Raw genomic sequence first — 14279 nt, 5'->3', positions numbered from 1 at the left:
GTGCGGGTCCCCCGGGGCTAGGCCCCCGGACCACCCGCACCGCCCTCGGCCCGGACGGCTTCGTCCCGGAGTTCCCCCGTGCTCGTCGCACGGGAAGGGACCCCCGTACGGGCTGTGGACGGCATGTGCGAGGCGACCACGCGCTCCCGCCCCGCCCGCACGGCACCGGCGGTCGCGGCACCCGCCCGCCGCAGGTCCACCCGGTACGCCAGGCCGGCCACCGTGAGGCCCAGCACCGCGAGGACGGCCCCCGCGAGCGCCGGCGAGGTCACGCCGAGGCCCGCGGCGAGCGCCAGCCCGCCGATCCAGGCGCCGCCCGCGTTCGCCAGGTTGAACGCGGCCTGGTTGGCCGCGGAGGCCAGGGACGGGGCCGTGGACGCCTTCTCCATGACCATGAGCTGGAGCGGCGAACCGGTGACGAACGCCGCCGTGCCCAGCAGGGCCACCGCGAGGGCCGCGCTCCACTCGGTCCGCATCAGCAGCGGGAACAGCGCCAGCACGACCGCCAGCGCGGTGAGACCGCCGAACAGCGTGCCCCGCGTCGAGTGGTCGGCCAGGCGCCCGCCCAGCAGGTTGCCGACGGTCGCGCCCACCCCGAACAGGGCCAGCAGCAGCGTCACTCCGGCCTCGGCGTACCCGGCGGAGCCGGTGAGCATCGGCGTGATGTAGCTGTACGCCGAGAACAGCGCGCCGAAGCCCGCCACGGTCGTCAGCAGGGCCAGCCAGACCGGGAGGGAGCGCAGGGCGGCCAGTTCGCGGCGCAGTCCGGCCGCGGGGGCGTGGCCGCGGTCGCGCGGGACCAGCAGGACGAGGGACGCTATCGCGGCGACCCCGATCACGCTGACCGCGAGGAAGGTCACCCGCCAGCCGAGGCGCTGGCCCATGAGCGTGGCGGCCGGGACACCGACGACGTTCGCCAGGGTCAGGCCGAGCATCATCAGGGACACCGAGCGGGCCCTGCGCTCCGGCGGCACCATGGTCGCCGCGACGACGGCGCCCACACCGAAGAAGGCGCCGTGCGGCAGTCCGCTGAGGAAGCGGGCGGCCAGCAGCCAGTCGTAGCCGGGGGCGAGGGCGGACAGCGCGTTGCCGACGACGAACAGGGCCATGAGGCCGATCAGGACGTGCCGGCGGGGCAGCCGCGAGGTGACGGCGGCCAGCAGCGGAGCGCCGATGACGACACCCAGCGCGTACGCCGAGACCAGGTGCCCGGCGGCGGGGATCGAGACGTGCAGGTCGTCGGCGACGTCGGGGAGCAGCCCCATGATGACGAACTCGGTGGTACCGATGCCGAAGGCGCCCACGGCGAGGGCGAGCACAGCCAGGGGCATGGAGGGCCTTTCAGAGCTTCGAAGCGGGCGGGGCAGGAGTTCCCGTACCGCGGAGATCCGCTTATGTTCGGAGACGGAACAAAGCGTCTCAGGCCCAGTATTCCAACAGGTTAAGACCCGGTTGCCGATGTGGTGACGTTCACACGCGCGGCCACCGGCAGATGGTCGCTGCCCGTACGCGGCAGGGTCCAGGAGCTCACCGGCTCCACTCCCCTGACCATGATCTGGTCGATCCGCGCCATCGGGAACGACGCCGGCCAGCTGAACCCGAAGCCGCTGCCCGCGGCGCCCTGGGTGGAGCGCATCTGGGAGGTGACGGCGTTGAGCGAGCGGTCGTTCATGGTGCCGTTCAGATCGCCGAGCAGGACCACCCGGGGCAGTTGCTCACCGGCGATCGCCTCGCCCAGCGCGTCCGCGCTCTCGTCGCGCTGCGCGGCGGTGAAGCCGGCGTTCAGCTTCACCCGCACCGAGGGCATGTGGGCCACGTACACAGCGACGGGCCCCTCGGGCGTCCCCACGGTGGCGCGCAGGGCGCGTGTCCAGCCCAGCTTGATGTCGACGGAGCGGACGCCGCTGATCGGGTACTTGCTCCACAGCCCGACCGTGCCCTGCACCGTGTGGTACCGGTACGCCGGCGCGAGCGTCCGCTCGTAGACCGGGAGCGCGGACGTCTTCAGCTCCTCCAGGGCGAGCACCTGGGCACCGGAGGCGGCCAGATCGCGGGCGGTGCCGGACGGGTCGGGGTTGTCGGCGTTGACGTTGTGCGTGGCGACCGTCAGTTCGCCACCGGTGCCCGTCTTGTCGGTGAGCAGGCCGCCGAACTGGTTGAGCCAGACGATCCCGGGCAGCAGCACGGCGATCAGCGCGATCGGCGACCTGCGCACCAGGGCCAGTACCAGCAGCACCGGTACGAACAGGCCCGCCCACGGCAGGAAGGTCTCGGTGAGACTGCCGAGGTTGCCGATCCGGTTGGGGATCTGCGCGTGCGTCAGCATCACCAGGGCGAGGACGACCGCGAGCGCGGCGATGAGGAGGCCCCGGCGCCACAACCGCGCGTCGCCGCGCCGGCCGTCGGAGAAGCCGTGCGCCAGGCGCCGGAGCCGGTCTCCTGGGCGCTCGGGCCCCGAGCCGCCCGCCGTCTCCGTCACGTACGCCTGTCGCGCCATACCGTCGCCTCACTGCCTGCCGTGCACACCGTTCACCCCCGTGTTCTACGACCCTAGGGGATGATCGGCACCGTTCCCGCCGTCCTCGACGGCCGTACGGGCAGGATGACGAAGAAGTCGGCGCGCGGAGTTCCGGTTGCGCCGCCCACAGCCCTGTCTGTGACGAAACGCGCACATCAGCGCGGAGAACTGACAGGCCGTAGCCCTTCGAGCACCGCGTCCACTATCTGCTCCGACAGACCCTCGGGCAGGCCGGCGTCGGGGCGCATCACGGTGCGCACCAGCATGGGGCCGACGAAGAGGTCGCCGAGCAGGTCGACGTCGATGTCCCGGCGCAGTTCGCCGTCGCGCTGCCCGCGGCGCAGGACCTCCACCTGGAGTCTGCGCCGCGGCTCGACCACGGTCGCGTGGTAGGCGCACCAGATCTTCGGGCTGCTCTTCATCTGGGCGTAGACGTTGTGCAGGATGAGCGAGCTGCGGCTCACCAGGCCGCGGCGGCGCAGCTGTTCGAGGATGGCCACGAGGTCGTCGCGCATGGAGGTGCCCGGCAGATCGGGGTCGGGGGGCTCGGCGGCGCGTACGACGTCGACGAACAGCTCCTCCTTGCCGCTCCAGCGCCGGTAGATGGTGGCCTTGCCGACGCCCGCGGTGCGGGCGATGCGTTCTATGGAGAGTTCGGCCAGCGGCACGCCGTCCTCCAGCAGCTTCATCACGCCCTCCACGATGGCGCGTTCCACCGCTTCGCTGCGGGGGCGCCCCCGCACGGGGGCGTCGGCAGCGGCGTGGCTGTCGGCAAGGCTCACGTGGGCCGTCCTTTCGTCGTACAGGGAGATTGTCCTATCGGGCGGTCGCCGGTGGGTTCACCCCACCGACGGCCTCCTCCGGCCGGCAGTCCCCCGTCGCCGCGTGGCCCCCGTGCCGCGGCTACTCCACCGCCGCCACCAGTTCCTCTTCCTCCTCGCCCTTCTGCGGCAGAGCCTCCTTGCCCGGCAGGAACACGGCCACCACGACCGCGCCGACGAGCGCGACCACGGTGCCGCACAGCGCGGTGACGTGCATGGCGTGCAGGAAGGCGTCGTTGGCCGGGCCGATCAGGGCCTTGCCCTGCGGACCGAGCTTGGCCGCGACACCGAGGGTGGCCTCGATGGACTCGCCGGCCTTGTCCCGCAGTCCGGCCGGCAGCAGGCCGAGCTTGCCCTCGATGTCGTTGCGGTACGCCGTCGAGAGCACCGAGCCGAGGACGGCGATGCCGAGGGCGCCGCCGACCTGGCGGAAGGTGTTGCTGAGCGCGGAGGCCGAGCCGGCCTTCTCGCGGGGCAGCGCCTGCATGATGACGACGCTGGTCGGCGTCATGATGTGCGCCATGCCGGTGCCCATGAGGAAGAAGACGACCTCCAGCAGCCAGATCGGCGTGTCGGCCTCGAAGCCGGCGAAGGCGGCCAGCATGGCGGCGAGCAGGATCAGTCCGCCCGTGGTGGTGGCCTTGTTGCCGAAGCGGTCGACGACCAGCCGGGCCCGCGGCGCGAAGATCAGCTGCGCGACGGCGAGCGGCAGCATCAGCACACCGGACTCCAGCGGCGAGTAGCCGCGCACGCTCTGGGTGTAGAAGACGCCGAAGAACGTCACGCCCATCAGCGCGAAGAAGACCAGAGCGATGGCGGTCATGGCGGCCGAGAAGACCTTGTTCTTGAAGTACGTGACGTCCAGGGACGGGTGGTCGCTGCGCTTTTCGTGGACCACGAAGGCCGCGAGGACGAGCAGGCCCGCCACGATCGTCGACAGCACGGTCGCGTTGGTGAAGTCGGCGAGCTCGCCGCCCCGGATGATGCCGTAGACGAGCAGGACCAGACCGACGACGGACAGCACCACGCCGATCGGGTCGAGTCGGCCGGGCCGCGGGTCGCGGGAGTCGGGCACCAGCCACAGCATCAGCGCGACCGCGAGGATGACGATGGGAACGTTGACCAGGAAGACCGAGCCCCACCAGAAGTGGTCCAGGAGCAGACCGCCGGTGATCGGACCGATCGCGATGGCCAGGCCGACGCCGCCCGCCCAGATGCCGATGGCCTTGGGCTGCTCCTCGCGCTCGAACACGTTCATCAGGACGGCCAGGGTGGCCGGCATGACGAAGGCGGCGCCGAGAGCCATCACGGCGCGGAAGGCGATGAGTTGGCCCGGCGAGCCGGACTCGGCGGCCAGCGCGGAACCGGCGCCGAACACGACGAGGCCGCCGATCAGGACCTTCTTGCGTCCGATGCGGTCGCCGACCAGGCCCGAGGTGAACAACAGGCCCGCGAAGACGAGGGTGTAGGCGTTGATCGCCCACTCCAGCTCGCTCTGTGTGGCGCCCAGGCCGGTCGGGGCGGGGGTCGAGATGGTCTTGATCGCGACGTTCAGGATCGAGTTGTCGAGCACCACTATCAGCAGGCTCAGCATCAACACGCCGAGAATCGCCCAACGGCGGCGGTGCACCGCTTCCGGAACCCGGGGGCCGTGGGCGGCACGGTCGGCAGGATTAGTCATGGCGCCGAGCGTAGGGCACTTCCGATACGAGACCGTCTCGTATCGGAATCCTTTACCCAGATCTTACGCCCTCTGTGCCGAGACGTTGCGCACACGGGGCTCCTCTGGCCGCGTCCGGCACGAGGTGCCACCATGAGAGGGATCCGGGGACGCCGTAAGGGCGCCCCGAGATGACTGAAGGAGCCGTTGTCATGACGCAGCTTTCGGCTGCCCACAACAAGCCCTCCGACGGCAGCAAGGCGCTGTACGGAGGTAAGGGCACCCGCCGCATCACTGTTCGCGACATCTCCCTCGCCAAGGAACGCGGCGAGAAGTGGCCCATGCTCACCGCCTACGACGCGATGACCGCGTCCGTCTTCGACGAGGCCGGCATCCCGGTGATGCTGGTCGGCGACTCCGCGGGCAACTGCCATCTCGGCTACGAGACGACCGTGCCCGTCACGCTCGACGAGATGACCATGCTGTCGGCAGCGGTCGTCCGCGGCACCCGCCGCGCCCTGATCGTCGGCGACCTCCCCTTCGGCTCCTACCAGGAGGGCCCGGTGCAGGCGCTGCGCTCGGCGACCCGGCTGGTGAAGGAGGCGGGCGTCGGCGCGGTGAAGCTGGAGGGCGGCGAGCGTTCCCACGAACAGATCCGGCTCCTGGTGGAGTCCGGCATCCCGGTCATGGCCCACATCGGCCTGACCCCGCAGTCCGTCAACGCCATGGGTTACCGCGTCCAGGGCCGCGGCGAGGAGGCGGCGCAGCAACTGCTGCGGGACGCGAAGGCCGTTCAGGACGCGGGCGCGTTCGCGGTGGTCCTGGAGCTGGTGCCGGCCGAACTGGCCGCCGAGGTGACCCGGGTGCTGCACATCCCGACGGTCGGCATCGGCGCCGGTCCCGAGACGGACGCGCAGGTGCTGGTGTGGACCGACATGCTCGGGCTGACCGGCGGGCGCGTGCCGAAGTTCGTCAAGAAGTACGCCGACCTGCGCGAGGTCATGGGCAACGCGGCCAAGGCCTTCGCGGAGGATGTGGTGGGCGGGACGTTCCCCCTGGAGGAGCACTCGGTGCACTGACCTCCGGTTGAGCCATCGCGGTACCAGGGCAGCCCCCGCCGATCTTCCCCCGTCGGCGGGGGCTGCCGGTTTCCCGGACGGTGGCCCGGGGTTGCGGCTGGAGGGACTTACCGTGCCCGACAGGTGCCGGTCAGCCGTCTGTCGGTGGGCTGTCGGTGGTTTGTCGGTGGGGGCTGGCACCGTTCGGGGCATGACGCGAATCGACGACAACCCCGGCGGCGTGCCGAACGCCGTGACCGTGCGGGGGCTGGTCAAGCACTACGGCGAGACCAAGGCGCTGGACGGCGTGGACCTGAACGTGCGCGAGGGCACCGTGATGGGCGTGCTCGGGCCGAACGGAGCCGGCAAGACCACCCTCGTACGCATCCTGTCCACCCTGCTCGCCCCGGACGCAGGACAGGCCACCGTGGCCGGCTACGACGTCGTCCGCCAGCCCCGGCAGCTGCGCCGGGTCATCGGACTGACCGGACAGTACGCCTCCGTGGACGAGAAGCTCCCCGGCTGGGAGAACCTCTACCTGATCGGCCGGCTCCTCGACCTGCCGCGCAAGGAGGCCCGCGCCCGCGCCGACGAGCTGCTGGAGCGGTTCTCGCTCACCGAGGCCGCGCGGCGGCCGGCCCGCACCTACTCCGGCGGCATGCGGCGGCGGCTCGACCTCGCCGCCTCGATGATCGGGCGGCCCGCCGTCCTGTTCCTGGACGAGCCGACCACGGGCCTCGACCCCCGCACCCGCAACGAGGTGTGGACCGAGGTCAAGGCGATGGTCGGCGACGGGGTCACCGTGCTGCTGACCACCCAGTACATGGAGGAGGCCGAACAGCTCGCCTCCGAGCTGACCGTCGTCGACCGCGGCAAGGTCGTCGCGGGCGGCGGCATCGAGGAGCTGAAGGCGAAGGTCGGCGGGCGCACCCTGCGCGTGAAGCCGGCCGACCCGCTCGAAGTGCGCCCGCTGGCCGGGATGCTCGATGAGCTGGGCATCACCGGGCTCGCCGCGACGACCGTCGACACCGCGACCGGCTCCCTGCTCGTGCCGGTCCTCAGCGACGAGCAGCTGACCGCCGTGGTCGGCGCGGTCACCGCGCGCGGTATCACGATCACCTCCATCACCACCGAACTGCCCAGCCTGGACGAGGTGTTCCTGTCCCTCACCGGCCACCGCGCCAGTGCCCCGCAGGACACCGTGCCCGCCGACACCCGCGAAGAGGTCGCCGTATGAGCGCCGTCACCACGACCCCGCTGGGCTCCCCCGGCCTCAAGGCCGACGCCCGGATCCCGCTGCGCAGCCATCTGCGGCACACCGGCGCGCTGGTCCGCCGCAACCTGCTGTGGATCCGGCAGGACCCGGAGTCGATGTTCGACGCGATCCTGTTCCCGGTGATCTTCACTCTGCTGTTCGTGTACGTCTTCGGCGGCTCGATCGGGCAGTCGCTGGGCGGCGGGCAGCAGCAGTACGTGCAGTACATCGTGCCCGGCCTGATGGCCATGATGGGGATGAACCTGGCCCAGAGCGTGGGCACCGGCTTCAACCAGGACTTCAACTCCGGTGTCATGGACCGCTTCCGGTCCCTGCCGATCGGGCGCGGCTCGGTGCTGTTCGCCAAGATCTCGGTGGAGCTGCTGCGGATGATGATCGCGACGGCCGTCCTGCTGGTCGTCGGCGTCCTCGTGGGCTTCGAGATCGAGAACTGGCCCGGCCTGTTCGCCGCCGTGGGGCTGTCGGCGGTGTTCGGCTCGGCGCTGATGTGGGTGTTCCTCACGCTCGGCGTGGTGATGAAGAACGCCCAGTCCGTGCAGGCGATGGGCTTCCTGGTGCTGATGCCGCTGCAGTTCGGCTCGTCCATCTTCGCCCCGCCCGGGACGATGCCGGGCTGGCTGCGGAACTTCACCGAGTACAACCCGCTGTCCGCCCTCGCGGACAGCGCCCGCGGGCTGATGGTGGGCGGCCCGGTGGCGCACAGCCTGTGGTTGACGCTGGCCTGGTCGGCGGGGATCACGGCGGTGATGGCGCCGGTGGCGATCCACAAGTTCCGCACCAAGAGCTGACCGCACGGCCTCGCGCCGGTGCGGCTCAGATCAGGGCGGCGGCCTCCTGCGAGGACAGGCCGCCGCCCTCCGCGTACGCGGCCTGGTACGCCTCCTCGCCGAGCAGCGCCCGCGTGCGCGCGACGACCGCGTCGTAGACATGGCGTTCCAGGGACGAGGGGACGTGGCGGGGCGGCAGCAGGGCGTCGGCGGCGCCGACGCAGCGGGCGGCGTCCCGGGCCCTGCGTCCGCCGTCCACGCCGGCCAGGGCCGTGGCACCGATGGTCAGGTACGCCGAGCGCATATGGGGCGCGATGGCCTGGGACAGCGGGTTCTGGGCCTGCTCCAGCGCCCGGCGGGACTTGTCGAGGGCGTTCTCGTAGTCGCCGTCGGCCGCGTCCAGCCAGGCCTCCGCGCCGAGGATGAAGGCGTCGAAGACGACAAAGTGCGCGATGCCGAACTCCTCGCGCAGCAAGAGCAGTTGCTCACGCGCCTCGGGGATTCGGCCGGCCATGCCGAGCCAGCCCGCGAGGTAGAGCCGGGCGGCGGGCATGGCGTCGTTGTGGCCGTTGCGGCTCTGCTCGATGACCTCGCGCAGCAGCCGTTCGCCCTGTTCGGCGTCGCCCGCCTCCATCAGCACGCTGCCCAGGCGGGCGTTGAGGACGGCGACCTGGGCGGGGGCGCCGAGGCGTTCGGCGTGCTCGATGGCCGCCCGGTAGTCGGCGGCGGCCGGCAGGTAGGCGCCGGTGCGCTCGAGGGCCTCCGCGCGCGCGGAGAGCGCCTCGGCGGTGCCCCAGGAGTCCCCGAGGCGGCGGAAGATCTCCAGCGACTCGTCGGCGTCCCGGCCCGCGTCCCCGGCCCAGTCGGTGCGGTTGGCCAGTAGGTTGGCGCGCCACTGGAGGGCGTGGGCCAGCTCCCACTCGAACCCCGGGGTCTCGCGGCAGGTGCGTACGGCGGCGTCGGTGATCTCGCGCAGGCGTTCCACGTCGCCGGTCAGCATCACCGCGAACATCCAGAGCATGCCGGGGCTGCGGCAGATCTGCGGCTGGCCGGGCTGGTAGACCTCGGCGATGAGCCGCAGTTTCCGTTTCGCCTCGGGCGACTCCCAGGCCTCCAACTCGGTGTCCATGCAGGAGAGATGGACGAGGTGCAGGCCCCGGCGCGCCTCGGCGAGGACCTCGCCCGTCATCGGGGGCGGGGCGTCCGTGCACCGCTGCCAGAGGGGTGCGGCGCGCCGGACCGGCTCGGTGAAGGGGTCGGGACCGAGCGTCATGATCTCGCCGCACCAGTTGCGGGCCTCGATGCGCATGTCGCGCATCTGCCAGTAGCCGGCGAGCGAGAGGAGCAGGCACAGGGCCTCCTGCTCGTCGCGTACGGCGACGGCGTGGCGCAGGGCGGAGCGCAGGTTCTCGTACTCCAGCTCGAACCTGGCGATGGCCGCCTGTTGTCCGGAGCCGCGCAGCAACGGGTCGGTGGTGCGGGCCAGTTCGCGGTAGTACGTCAGGTGGGCGCGCCCGGTCTCGGTGCGGCCGCCGGCCTCGTCGAGCCGTTCCCCGGCGTACTCGGCGACGGTCTCCAGCAGCCGGTAGCGCATCCCGCCGTCGGCCGCCGGGGTGGCCACCACGAGGGACTTGTCGACGAGGGAGGCGAGGGCGTCGAAGGCGGCGGGGCCGCACACGGCCTCGGCGGCGGCGAGGTCGCAGCCGCCGGCGAAGACGGACAGCCGGCTCAGGACGTTCCGTTCCTCGGCGTCGAGCAAGTCCCAGGACCAGTCGACGACGGCCCGCAGGGTCTGCTGGCGGGGCAGGACGGTACGGCTGCCGGAGGTGAGCAGGCGGAAGCGGTCGTCGAGCCGGTCGGCGATCTGCCGTGGGCCCAGCATCCTCAGCCGGGCGGCGGCGAGTTCGATGGCGAGCGGCAGCCCGTCCAGGCGCAGGCAGATCTCTGCGCAGGCGTCCGCGGTGTCCTGGTCGGCGTCGGGGCGGAACCCGGGCCGTACGGTGGCCCCGCGGTCGGCGAGCAGCCGCAGCGCGACCGGCTCGGGCAGCGGCTCGACCGGCCGCAGCACCTCACCGGGTATGCCCAGGGGTTCCCGGCTGGTGGCGAGGACGGTGAGGTGGGGGCAGCGGGCGAGCAGTTCCTCGACGAGGCGGGCCGCCGCGTCGACGACGTGCTCGCAGTTGTCGAGCAGGAGCAGCATGCGGCGCCGGGCGCAGTGCTCCACCAGCCGGTCGACGGGGTCGTCGTGCCGCTCGGCGACCACCGCCCGCATCTCCTCGGCCCCGGCGCCGTACAGCACGGTCTCGCGGGCGCCGACGGCCGTGAGCACGGCCTCGGGCACGGCCTCGGCGTCGTCGACGGGGGCGAGTTCGGCCAGCCACACCCCGTCCCGCGGCACCGGCCGCAGGGCCTCGGCGGCCTCCTGCGACAGCCGGGTCTTGCCGGCCCCGCCCGGCCCGAGCAGCGTCACGAGACGCGCGGCCCCGAGGTCGGCCCGGATCGTCTCGATGTCGGCCTCGCGGCCCACGAAGGAGGTGAGCCGGGCGCGGAGGTTGCTCGGGGGCCGGAAGGTGACCGTCACGGGCGCCGCGGTGGGGTACGCCCGCTCGCCCCCGGCGCCGGCCGGGACACCGGCGAGGGCTGCCGCCGCGGGGGCCGCGGTGCTCTCGGCGGCGCGCGGCCCCGGCCTCGTGCCGGAACCGGGCGCGGCGGTCCGGGTCCCGGCGCCAGCGGCCGGGCCGGGCTCCTGGCGCGGCCCGCCGGCGGGGCGCCGCCCGTGCGGCCCCAGCAGTTCCGCGTGCAGCGCACGCAGTTCCGGGCCCGGGTCGGAGCCGAGGCGGTCGGCCAGCAGACGGCGTACGTCCTCGTAGGCGGCCAGGGCCTCCGCGGTGCGGCCCGCGTCGCGCAGGGCGCGCAGGCGGAGGGTCTGGAGGGGTTCGTCCAGGGGGTGGGTGTCGCACAGGGCGGTCAGCTCGGGCAGGCTCTGCTCGGCGTACCCGAGGGCGAGGGCGGCGGTGAGGCGGGCGCGGCGCACGTCCAGGTGACGGGTGTTCCAGCGGGCCGCCTCGGCGGTGCGGTCGGGCAGGTCGGCGAGGGCGGGGCCGCGCCACAGCGCGAGGGCGTCGTCGAGGACGACGGCCGCCTTCGCGGAGTCGCCGTCGCCCAGCGCGCGCAGGCCCTCCCCGGCCAGCCGCTCGAAGCGGTGCAGGTCGACGTCGTCGGCCGCGGCGGCGAGCCGGTAGCCGCCCTCCGCGGAGGCCACCGCGTCCGCGCCGAGCGTCCGGCGAAGCCGCCCGACCAGGGCCTGGAGCGCGCCCGTGGCGTCGGCGGGTGGTTCGTCGTCCCACACCTCGTCGACGAGGACGCGCACCGGGACCGTACGGCCGGGACGCAGGGCGAGCACGGTCAGCAGGGCACGCAGCCGCGCCCCGCCGACCGGGACGGCGGTGCCGTCGGGGCGGAGCACCTGGGTGGTGCCGAGGATGCGATAGCGCACGGGGTCCATTGTCTCCGGTGGTGTCACGGCCGGTCACGGGATTTCCGCGGCGCGGCGCCCGGTGGGTCCCGGAACCCGGGACCCGGGGCGGGACGTTCTCCCCGTGTGCCCGGTACGGTCGGGCTCGCCGGACGAACCGTACGAGCACAGGAGCCGTCCCCCATGACGTCCGTCACCACCCGCCGCGGCGACCGCCGAGTCAGCCCCGTCTTCCTCGGCATCCTGGCCGTCACCGCGGTCGCGGGCTGGGGCGCCTGGACCGGATTCCACCCGATTCCGGCCCGCCCGGGCCTGTCCGTGTTCCTGTTCGTGACCGCGGCCTGGATCGTCTCGCTGTGCCTGCACGAGTACGCGCACGCGCGCACCGCGCTGCACAGCGGTGACGTCACGGTCGGCGCCAAGGGCTACCTGACGCTGAATCCGCTGAAGTACACACACGCCGTACTGAGCATCCTGCTTCCGCTCCTGTTCCTGGTCATGGGCGGGATCGGACTGCCCGGCGGCGCCGTGTTCATCGAGCGCGGCCGGATCCGGGGCCGCTGGCGGCACAGCCTGGTCTCGGCGGCGGGACCGCTGACGAACGCGCTGTTCGCGGTGGTGTGCACGGCCCCGTTCTGGCTCGACGCGCTGAACGGCGTGCCCGGCGAGTTCCGGTTCGCGCTGGCCTTCCTCGCGCTGCTCCAGGTGACGGCGGCGATCCTGAACTCCCTGCCGGTCCCGGGCCTGGACGGCTACGGAGTGATCGAGCCCTGGCTGTCGCCCGGCGTCAAGCGCCAGGTGCAGTCGATCGCGCCGTTCGGCGTGCTGCTGGTCTTCGCGCTGCTGTTCCTGCCGTCGGTCGGGAGCGCCTTCTTCGACATGATCCACGCGATCCTGCGTCACCTGGGCGTCGGGTACCTGGACCAGGCCTGCGGCTGGGACCTGTACCGCTTCTGGGACAGCCCCAGCGCGCTGTGCACGGTCAGCCGGTGACGGAGCGGTCCTGCCCCGTCCGGCCGCGGCGGGCGTAGTACCAGGTCATGTTGGACGACAGCCCGGCCAGCAGAATCCACACCACCCCGAGCCAACTGCCCTGGACGAAGGAGACCACGGCCGCGGCCACCGCGAGCACGCAGACGATCAAGGCGTAGAGGGCGAGTCGCCGGGCCGGGCCGGACGGGGGCGAGGGCTGCATGGCGGTCGGCTCCTGTCGGGGGACACTGCTTCGAGCATGGCGGAGGCCTCCGTGCGGAAGCGTCCGGCAACAGTGTCCCCCATCGGCTCATACGTCCGTGATGCGGAGTCCCGCGTGCGCCTTGTAGCGGCGGTTGACCGAGATCAGGTTCGCGACCAGCGACTCCACCTGGTGGGCGTTGCGCAGCCGCCCGGCGAAGACGCCCCGCATGCCGGGGATGCGGCCGGCCAGCGCCTGGACGGTCTCCACGTCGGCGCGTTCCTCGCCGAGGACCATCACGTCGGTGTCGATCCGCTCGATCCCGGAGTCCTGGAGGAGGACCGCCGACAGGTGGTGGAAGGCCGCCGTCACCCGTGAGTCCGGCAGCAGGGCCGCGGCCTGTTCGGCGGCGCTGCCCTCCTCCGGCTTGAGGGCGTAGGCGCCCTTCTTGTCGAAGCCGAGCGGGTTGACGCAGTCCACGACGAGCTTGCCGGCCAGTTCCTCCCGCAGGGCCTGGAGGGTCTTGCCGTGGCCTTCCCACGGCACAGCGACGATCACGATGTCGCTGCGGCGCGCGGTCTCGGCGTTGTCGGCGCCCTCGACGCCGTACCCGGTCTCCTCGGCCGCCGCCCGGGCCCGCTCGGCGGCCCGCGAGCCGATGATCACCTTCTGCCCGGCGCGGGCGAGCCGGTAGGCCAGGCCCTTGCCCTGCGGACCGGTTCCCCCGAGCACGCCCACGACCAGCCCGGAGACGTCGGGGAGGTCCCAGGGGTCCTTGGCGGGGGCCTTGTGTGCACTGTCGCTAGAGGTCATGCGCCGACTCTACGTCCGCGGCCCCGCTGCCGCCGGGTCCCCCGGAAGGGCGAAGGCGGACCGAAGTCCGCGCCGGTCGCGCCCGTTTGCGGCAGGATGCGCGCGTATGGACGCCGTACGGGTCACGCTGCTGCGCGAGGTGCTCGCCGGAACGGAGTGGCTGGGGGCCACCCGGCGGTTCGCGGGGGTGCTGCGGGGGTCCGTGGTGACGCACGGGGGCGGGCTGCTGCTCGTGGGCACACCGGAGGACGAGCCCTGGCACCTGGCGGCGCATCTGGTGGACGAGGCCGCCTGGTCGGGCACCCCGGAGCTGGCCCCGACGCTCGTCCGGCACGCCCCGCGCCCTGCCGACCGGGAGCACCTGGCCGTGGGGCTGGGGCGGCTGGCGGCGGCCCGGCGCGGCGAGACGCTGCTCGTGGTGGCCCCGGAGGAGCCCGCCCCGCTCCTGGAGCGCGTGCACGAGGCCCGGCGGGCCGGAGCGACGGTGCTGGCCCTGGGCTCCGGCGGGGGCGAGCTGGAGGCGATGGCGCACGAGACGCTGGCGGTGCCGCCGGGGGCCGAGCTGGACCTGGACACCGTGCAGCACCTGGTGAGCGCGGCGGCCGGGGAGAACGCGCTGCCGGCCCCGCGCGGCCGCGGCCGCTTCCGGGACCGCCTGTCGCGGCTGACGGACCTCCTGACGGCGCCTCCACCACCGCGCTGGTAGCGGCGCCCGGG

Annotated in this window: 12 protein-coding genes; 5 read left to right on the top strand and 7 right to left on the bottom strand. The window is 72.9% G+C overall.

What is annotated here, in order from left to right; genetic code table 11:
- Positions 1–17: 17 nt before the first annotated feature.
- The 4 genes from TNCT6_RS22525 to TNCT6_RS22510 form a co-directional block, all read right to left on the bottom strand.
- Entirely contained in the window at positions 18–1331 is a 1314-nt protein-coding gene (locus TNCT6_RS22525; RefSeq protein ID WP_141361466.1) for an MFS transporter, read from the bottom strand.
- 110 nt (positions 1332–1441) lie between these two features.
- A complete protein-coding gene (locus tag TNCT6_RS22520) occupies positions 1442–2497 on the bottom strand; it encodes an endonuclease/exonuclease/phosphatase family protein (protein ID WP_141361464.1) in 1056 nt (351 codons plus the stop codon).
- A gap of 176 nt (positions 2498–2673) precedes the next feature.
- Complete coding sequence (locus TNCT6_RS22515; RefSeq protein WP_141361462.1) at positions 2674–3300, bottom strand: TetR/AcrR family transcriptional regulator; 627 nt, start codon at positions 3298–3300, stop codon at positions 2674–2676.
- 121 nt (positions 3301–3421) lie between these two features.
- Complete coding sequence (locus tag TNCT6_RS22510; protein ID WP_172632988.1) at positions 3422–5020, bottom strand: MFS transporter; 1599 nt, start codon at positions 5018–5020, stop codon at positions 3422–3424.
- Between the two features lie 191 nt (positions 5021–5211).
- Between TNCT6_RS22510 and panB the strand changes: the two genes are divergently transcribed.
- From panB to TNCT6_RS22495, 3 genes are all read left to right on the top strand, one after another.
- Positions 5212–6078 carry a 3-methyl-2-oxobutanoate hydroxymethyltransferase gene (gene panB, locus TNCT6_RS22505; RefSeq protein WP_141361460.1) on the top strand — a complete coding sequence of 289 codons (867 nt, stop codon included), beginning with the start codon at positions 5212–5214 and terminating at the stop codon, positions 6076–6078.
- Positions 6079–6268: 190 nt separating this feature from the next.
- The gene (locus TNCT6_RS22500; RefSeq protein ID WP_172632987.1) at positions 6269–7294 is read left to right on the top strand and encodes an ATP-binding cassette domain-containing protein; all 1026 of its coding nucleotides are present in this window, start codon (positions 6269–6271) and stop codon (positions 7292–7294) included.
- The gene (locus TNCT6_RS22495) at positions 7291–8121 is read left to right on the top strand and encodes an ABC transporter permease (protein WP_141361456.1); all 831 of its coding nucleotides are present in this window, start codon (positions 7291–7293) and stop codon (positions 8119–8121) included. The genes TNCT6_RS22500 and TNCT6_RS22495 overlap by 4 nt, the downstream gene beginning before the upstream one ends.
- A gap of 25 nt (positions 8122–8146) precedes the next feature.
- On the opposite strand, the gene TNCT6_RS22490 is transcribed toward TNCT6_RS22495, so the two are convergent.
- On the bottom strand, positions 8147–11605 hold the full coding sequence (locus TNCT6_RS22490; protein WP_141361454.1) for a BTAD domain-containing putative transcriptional regulator: 3459 nt from the start codon (positions 11603–11605) through the stop codon (positions 8147–8149).
- 153 nt (positions 11606–11758) lie between these two features.
- Here TNCT6_RS22490 and TNCT6_RS22485 point away from each other — a divergent pair, with 153 nt between their 5' ends.
- Entirely contained in the window at positions 11759–12568 is an 810-nt protein-coding gene (locus TNCT6_RS22485; RefSeq protein WP_141361452.1) for a site-2 protease family protein, read from the top strand.
- Here the strand turns inward: TNCT6_RS22485 and TNCT6_RS22480 are convergent.
- The gene (locus TNCT6_RS22480) at positions 12558–12770 is read right to left on the bottom strand and encodes a hypothetical protein (RefSeq protein WP_141361450.1); all 213 of its coding nucleotides are present in this window, start codon (positions 12768–12770) and stop codon (positions 12558–12560) included. The genes TNCT6_RS22485 and TNCT6_RS22480 overlap by 11 nt on opposite strands.
- Positions 12771–12857: 87 nt before the next feature.
- A complete protein-coding gene (gene npdG / locus TNCT6_RS22475) occupies positions 12858–13562 on the bottom strand; it encodes an NADPH-dependent F420 reductase (RefSeq protein WP_141361448.1) in 705 nt (234 codons plus the stop codon).
- Positions 13563–13668: 106 nt separating this feature from the next.
- On the opposite strand from npdG, the gene TNCT6_RS22470 reads away from it, so the two are divergent.
- The gene (locus TNCT6_RS22470; protein WP_141361446.1) at positions 13669–14268 is read left to right on the top strand and encodes a hypothetical protein; all 600 of its coding nucleotides are present in this window, start codon (positions 13669–13671) and stop codon (positions 14266–14268) included.
- Positions 14269–14279 lie beyond the last annotated feature (11 nt).

Origin of the sequence: Streptomyces sp. 6-11-2, from assembly GCF_006540305.1 — a bacterium.
Taxonomy (GTDB): domain Bacteria; phylum Actinomycetota; class Actinomycetes; order Streptomycetales; family Streptomycetaceae; genus Streptomyces.
The sequence above is the reverse complement of the archived record's forward strand: the minus strand, read 5'-3'. Positions and strand labels throughout refer to the sequence as shown.

Excerpts from the sequence above, each read along its gene's own strand:
- TNCT6_RS22525 (WP_141361466.1), bottom strand. The coding sequence starts at position 1,331 with ATGCCCCTGGCTGTGCTCGCCCTCGCCGTGGGCGCCTTCGGCATCGGT.
- TNCT6_RS22520 (WP_141361464.1), bottom strand. The coding sequence starts at position 2,497 with ATGGCGCGACAGGCGTACGTGACGGAGACGGCGGGCGGCTCGGGGCCC.
- TNCT6_RS22510 (WP_172632988.1), bottom strand. The coding sequence starts at position 5,020 with ATGACTAATCCTGCCGACCGTGCCGCCCACGGCCCCCGGGTTCCGGAA.
- panB (WP_141361460.1), top strand. The coding sequence starts at position 5,212 with ATGACGCAGCTTTCGGCTGCCCACAACAAGCCCTCCGACGGCAGCAAG.
- TNCT6_RS22500 (WP_172632987.1), top strand. The coding sequence starts at position 6,269 with ATGACGCGAATCGACGACAACCCCGGCGGCGTGCCGAACGCCGTGACC.
- TNCT6_RS22495 (WP_141361456.1), top strand. The coding sequence starts at position 7,291 with ATGAGCGCCGTCACCACGACCCCGCTGGGCTCCCCCGGCCTCAAGGCC.
- TNCT6_RS22490 (WP_141361454.1), bottom strand. The coding sequence starts at position 11,605 with ATGGACCCCGTGCGCTATCGCATCCTCGGCACCACCCAGGTGCTCCGC.
- TNCT6_RS22485 (WP_141361452.1), top strand. The coding sequence starts at position 11,759 with ATGACGTCCGTCACCACCCGCCGCGGCGACCGCCGAGTCAGCCCCGTC.
- TNCT6_RS22480 (WP_141361450.1), bottom strand. The coding sequence starts at position 12,770 with ATGCAGCCCTCGCCCCCGTCCGGCCCGGCCCGGCGACTCGCCCTCTAC.
- npdG (WP_141361448.1), bottom strand. The coding sequence starts at position 13,562 with ATGACCTCTAGCGACAGTGCACACAAGGCCCCCGCCAAGGACCCCTGG.
- TNCT6_RS22470 (WP_141361446.1), top strand. The coding sequence starts at position 13,669 with ATGGACGCCGTACGGGTCACGCTGCTGCGCGAGGTGCTCGCCGGAACG.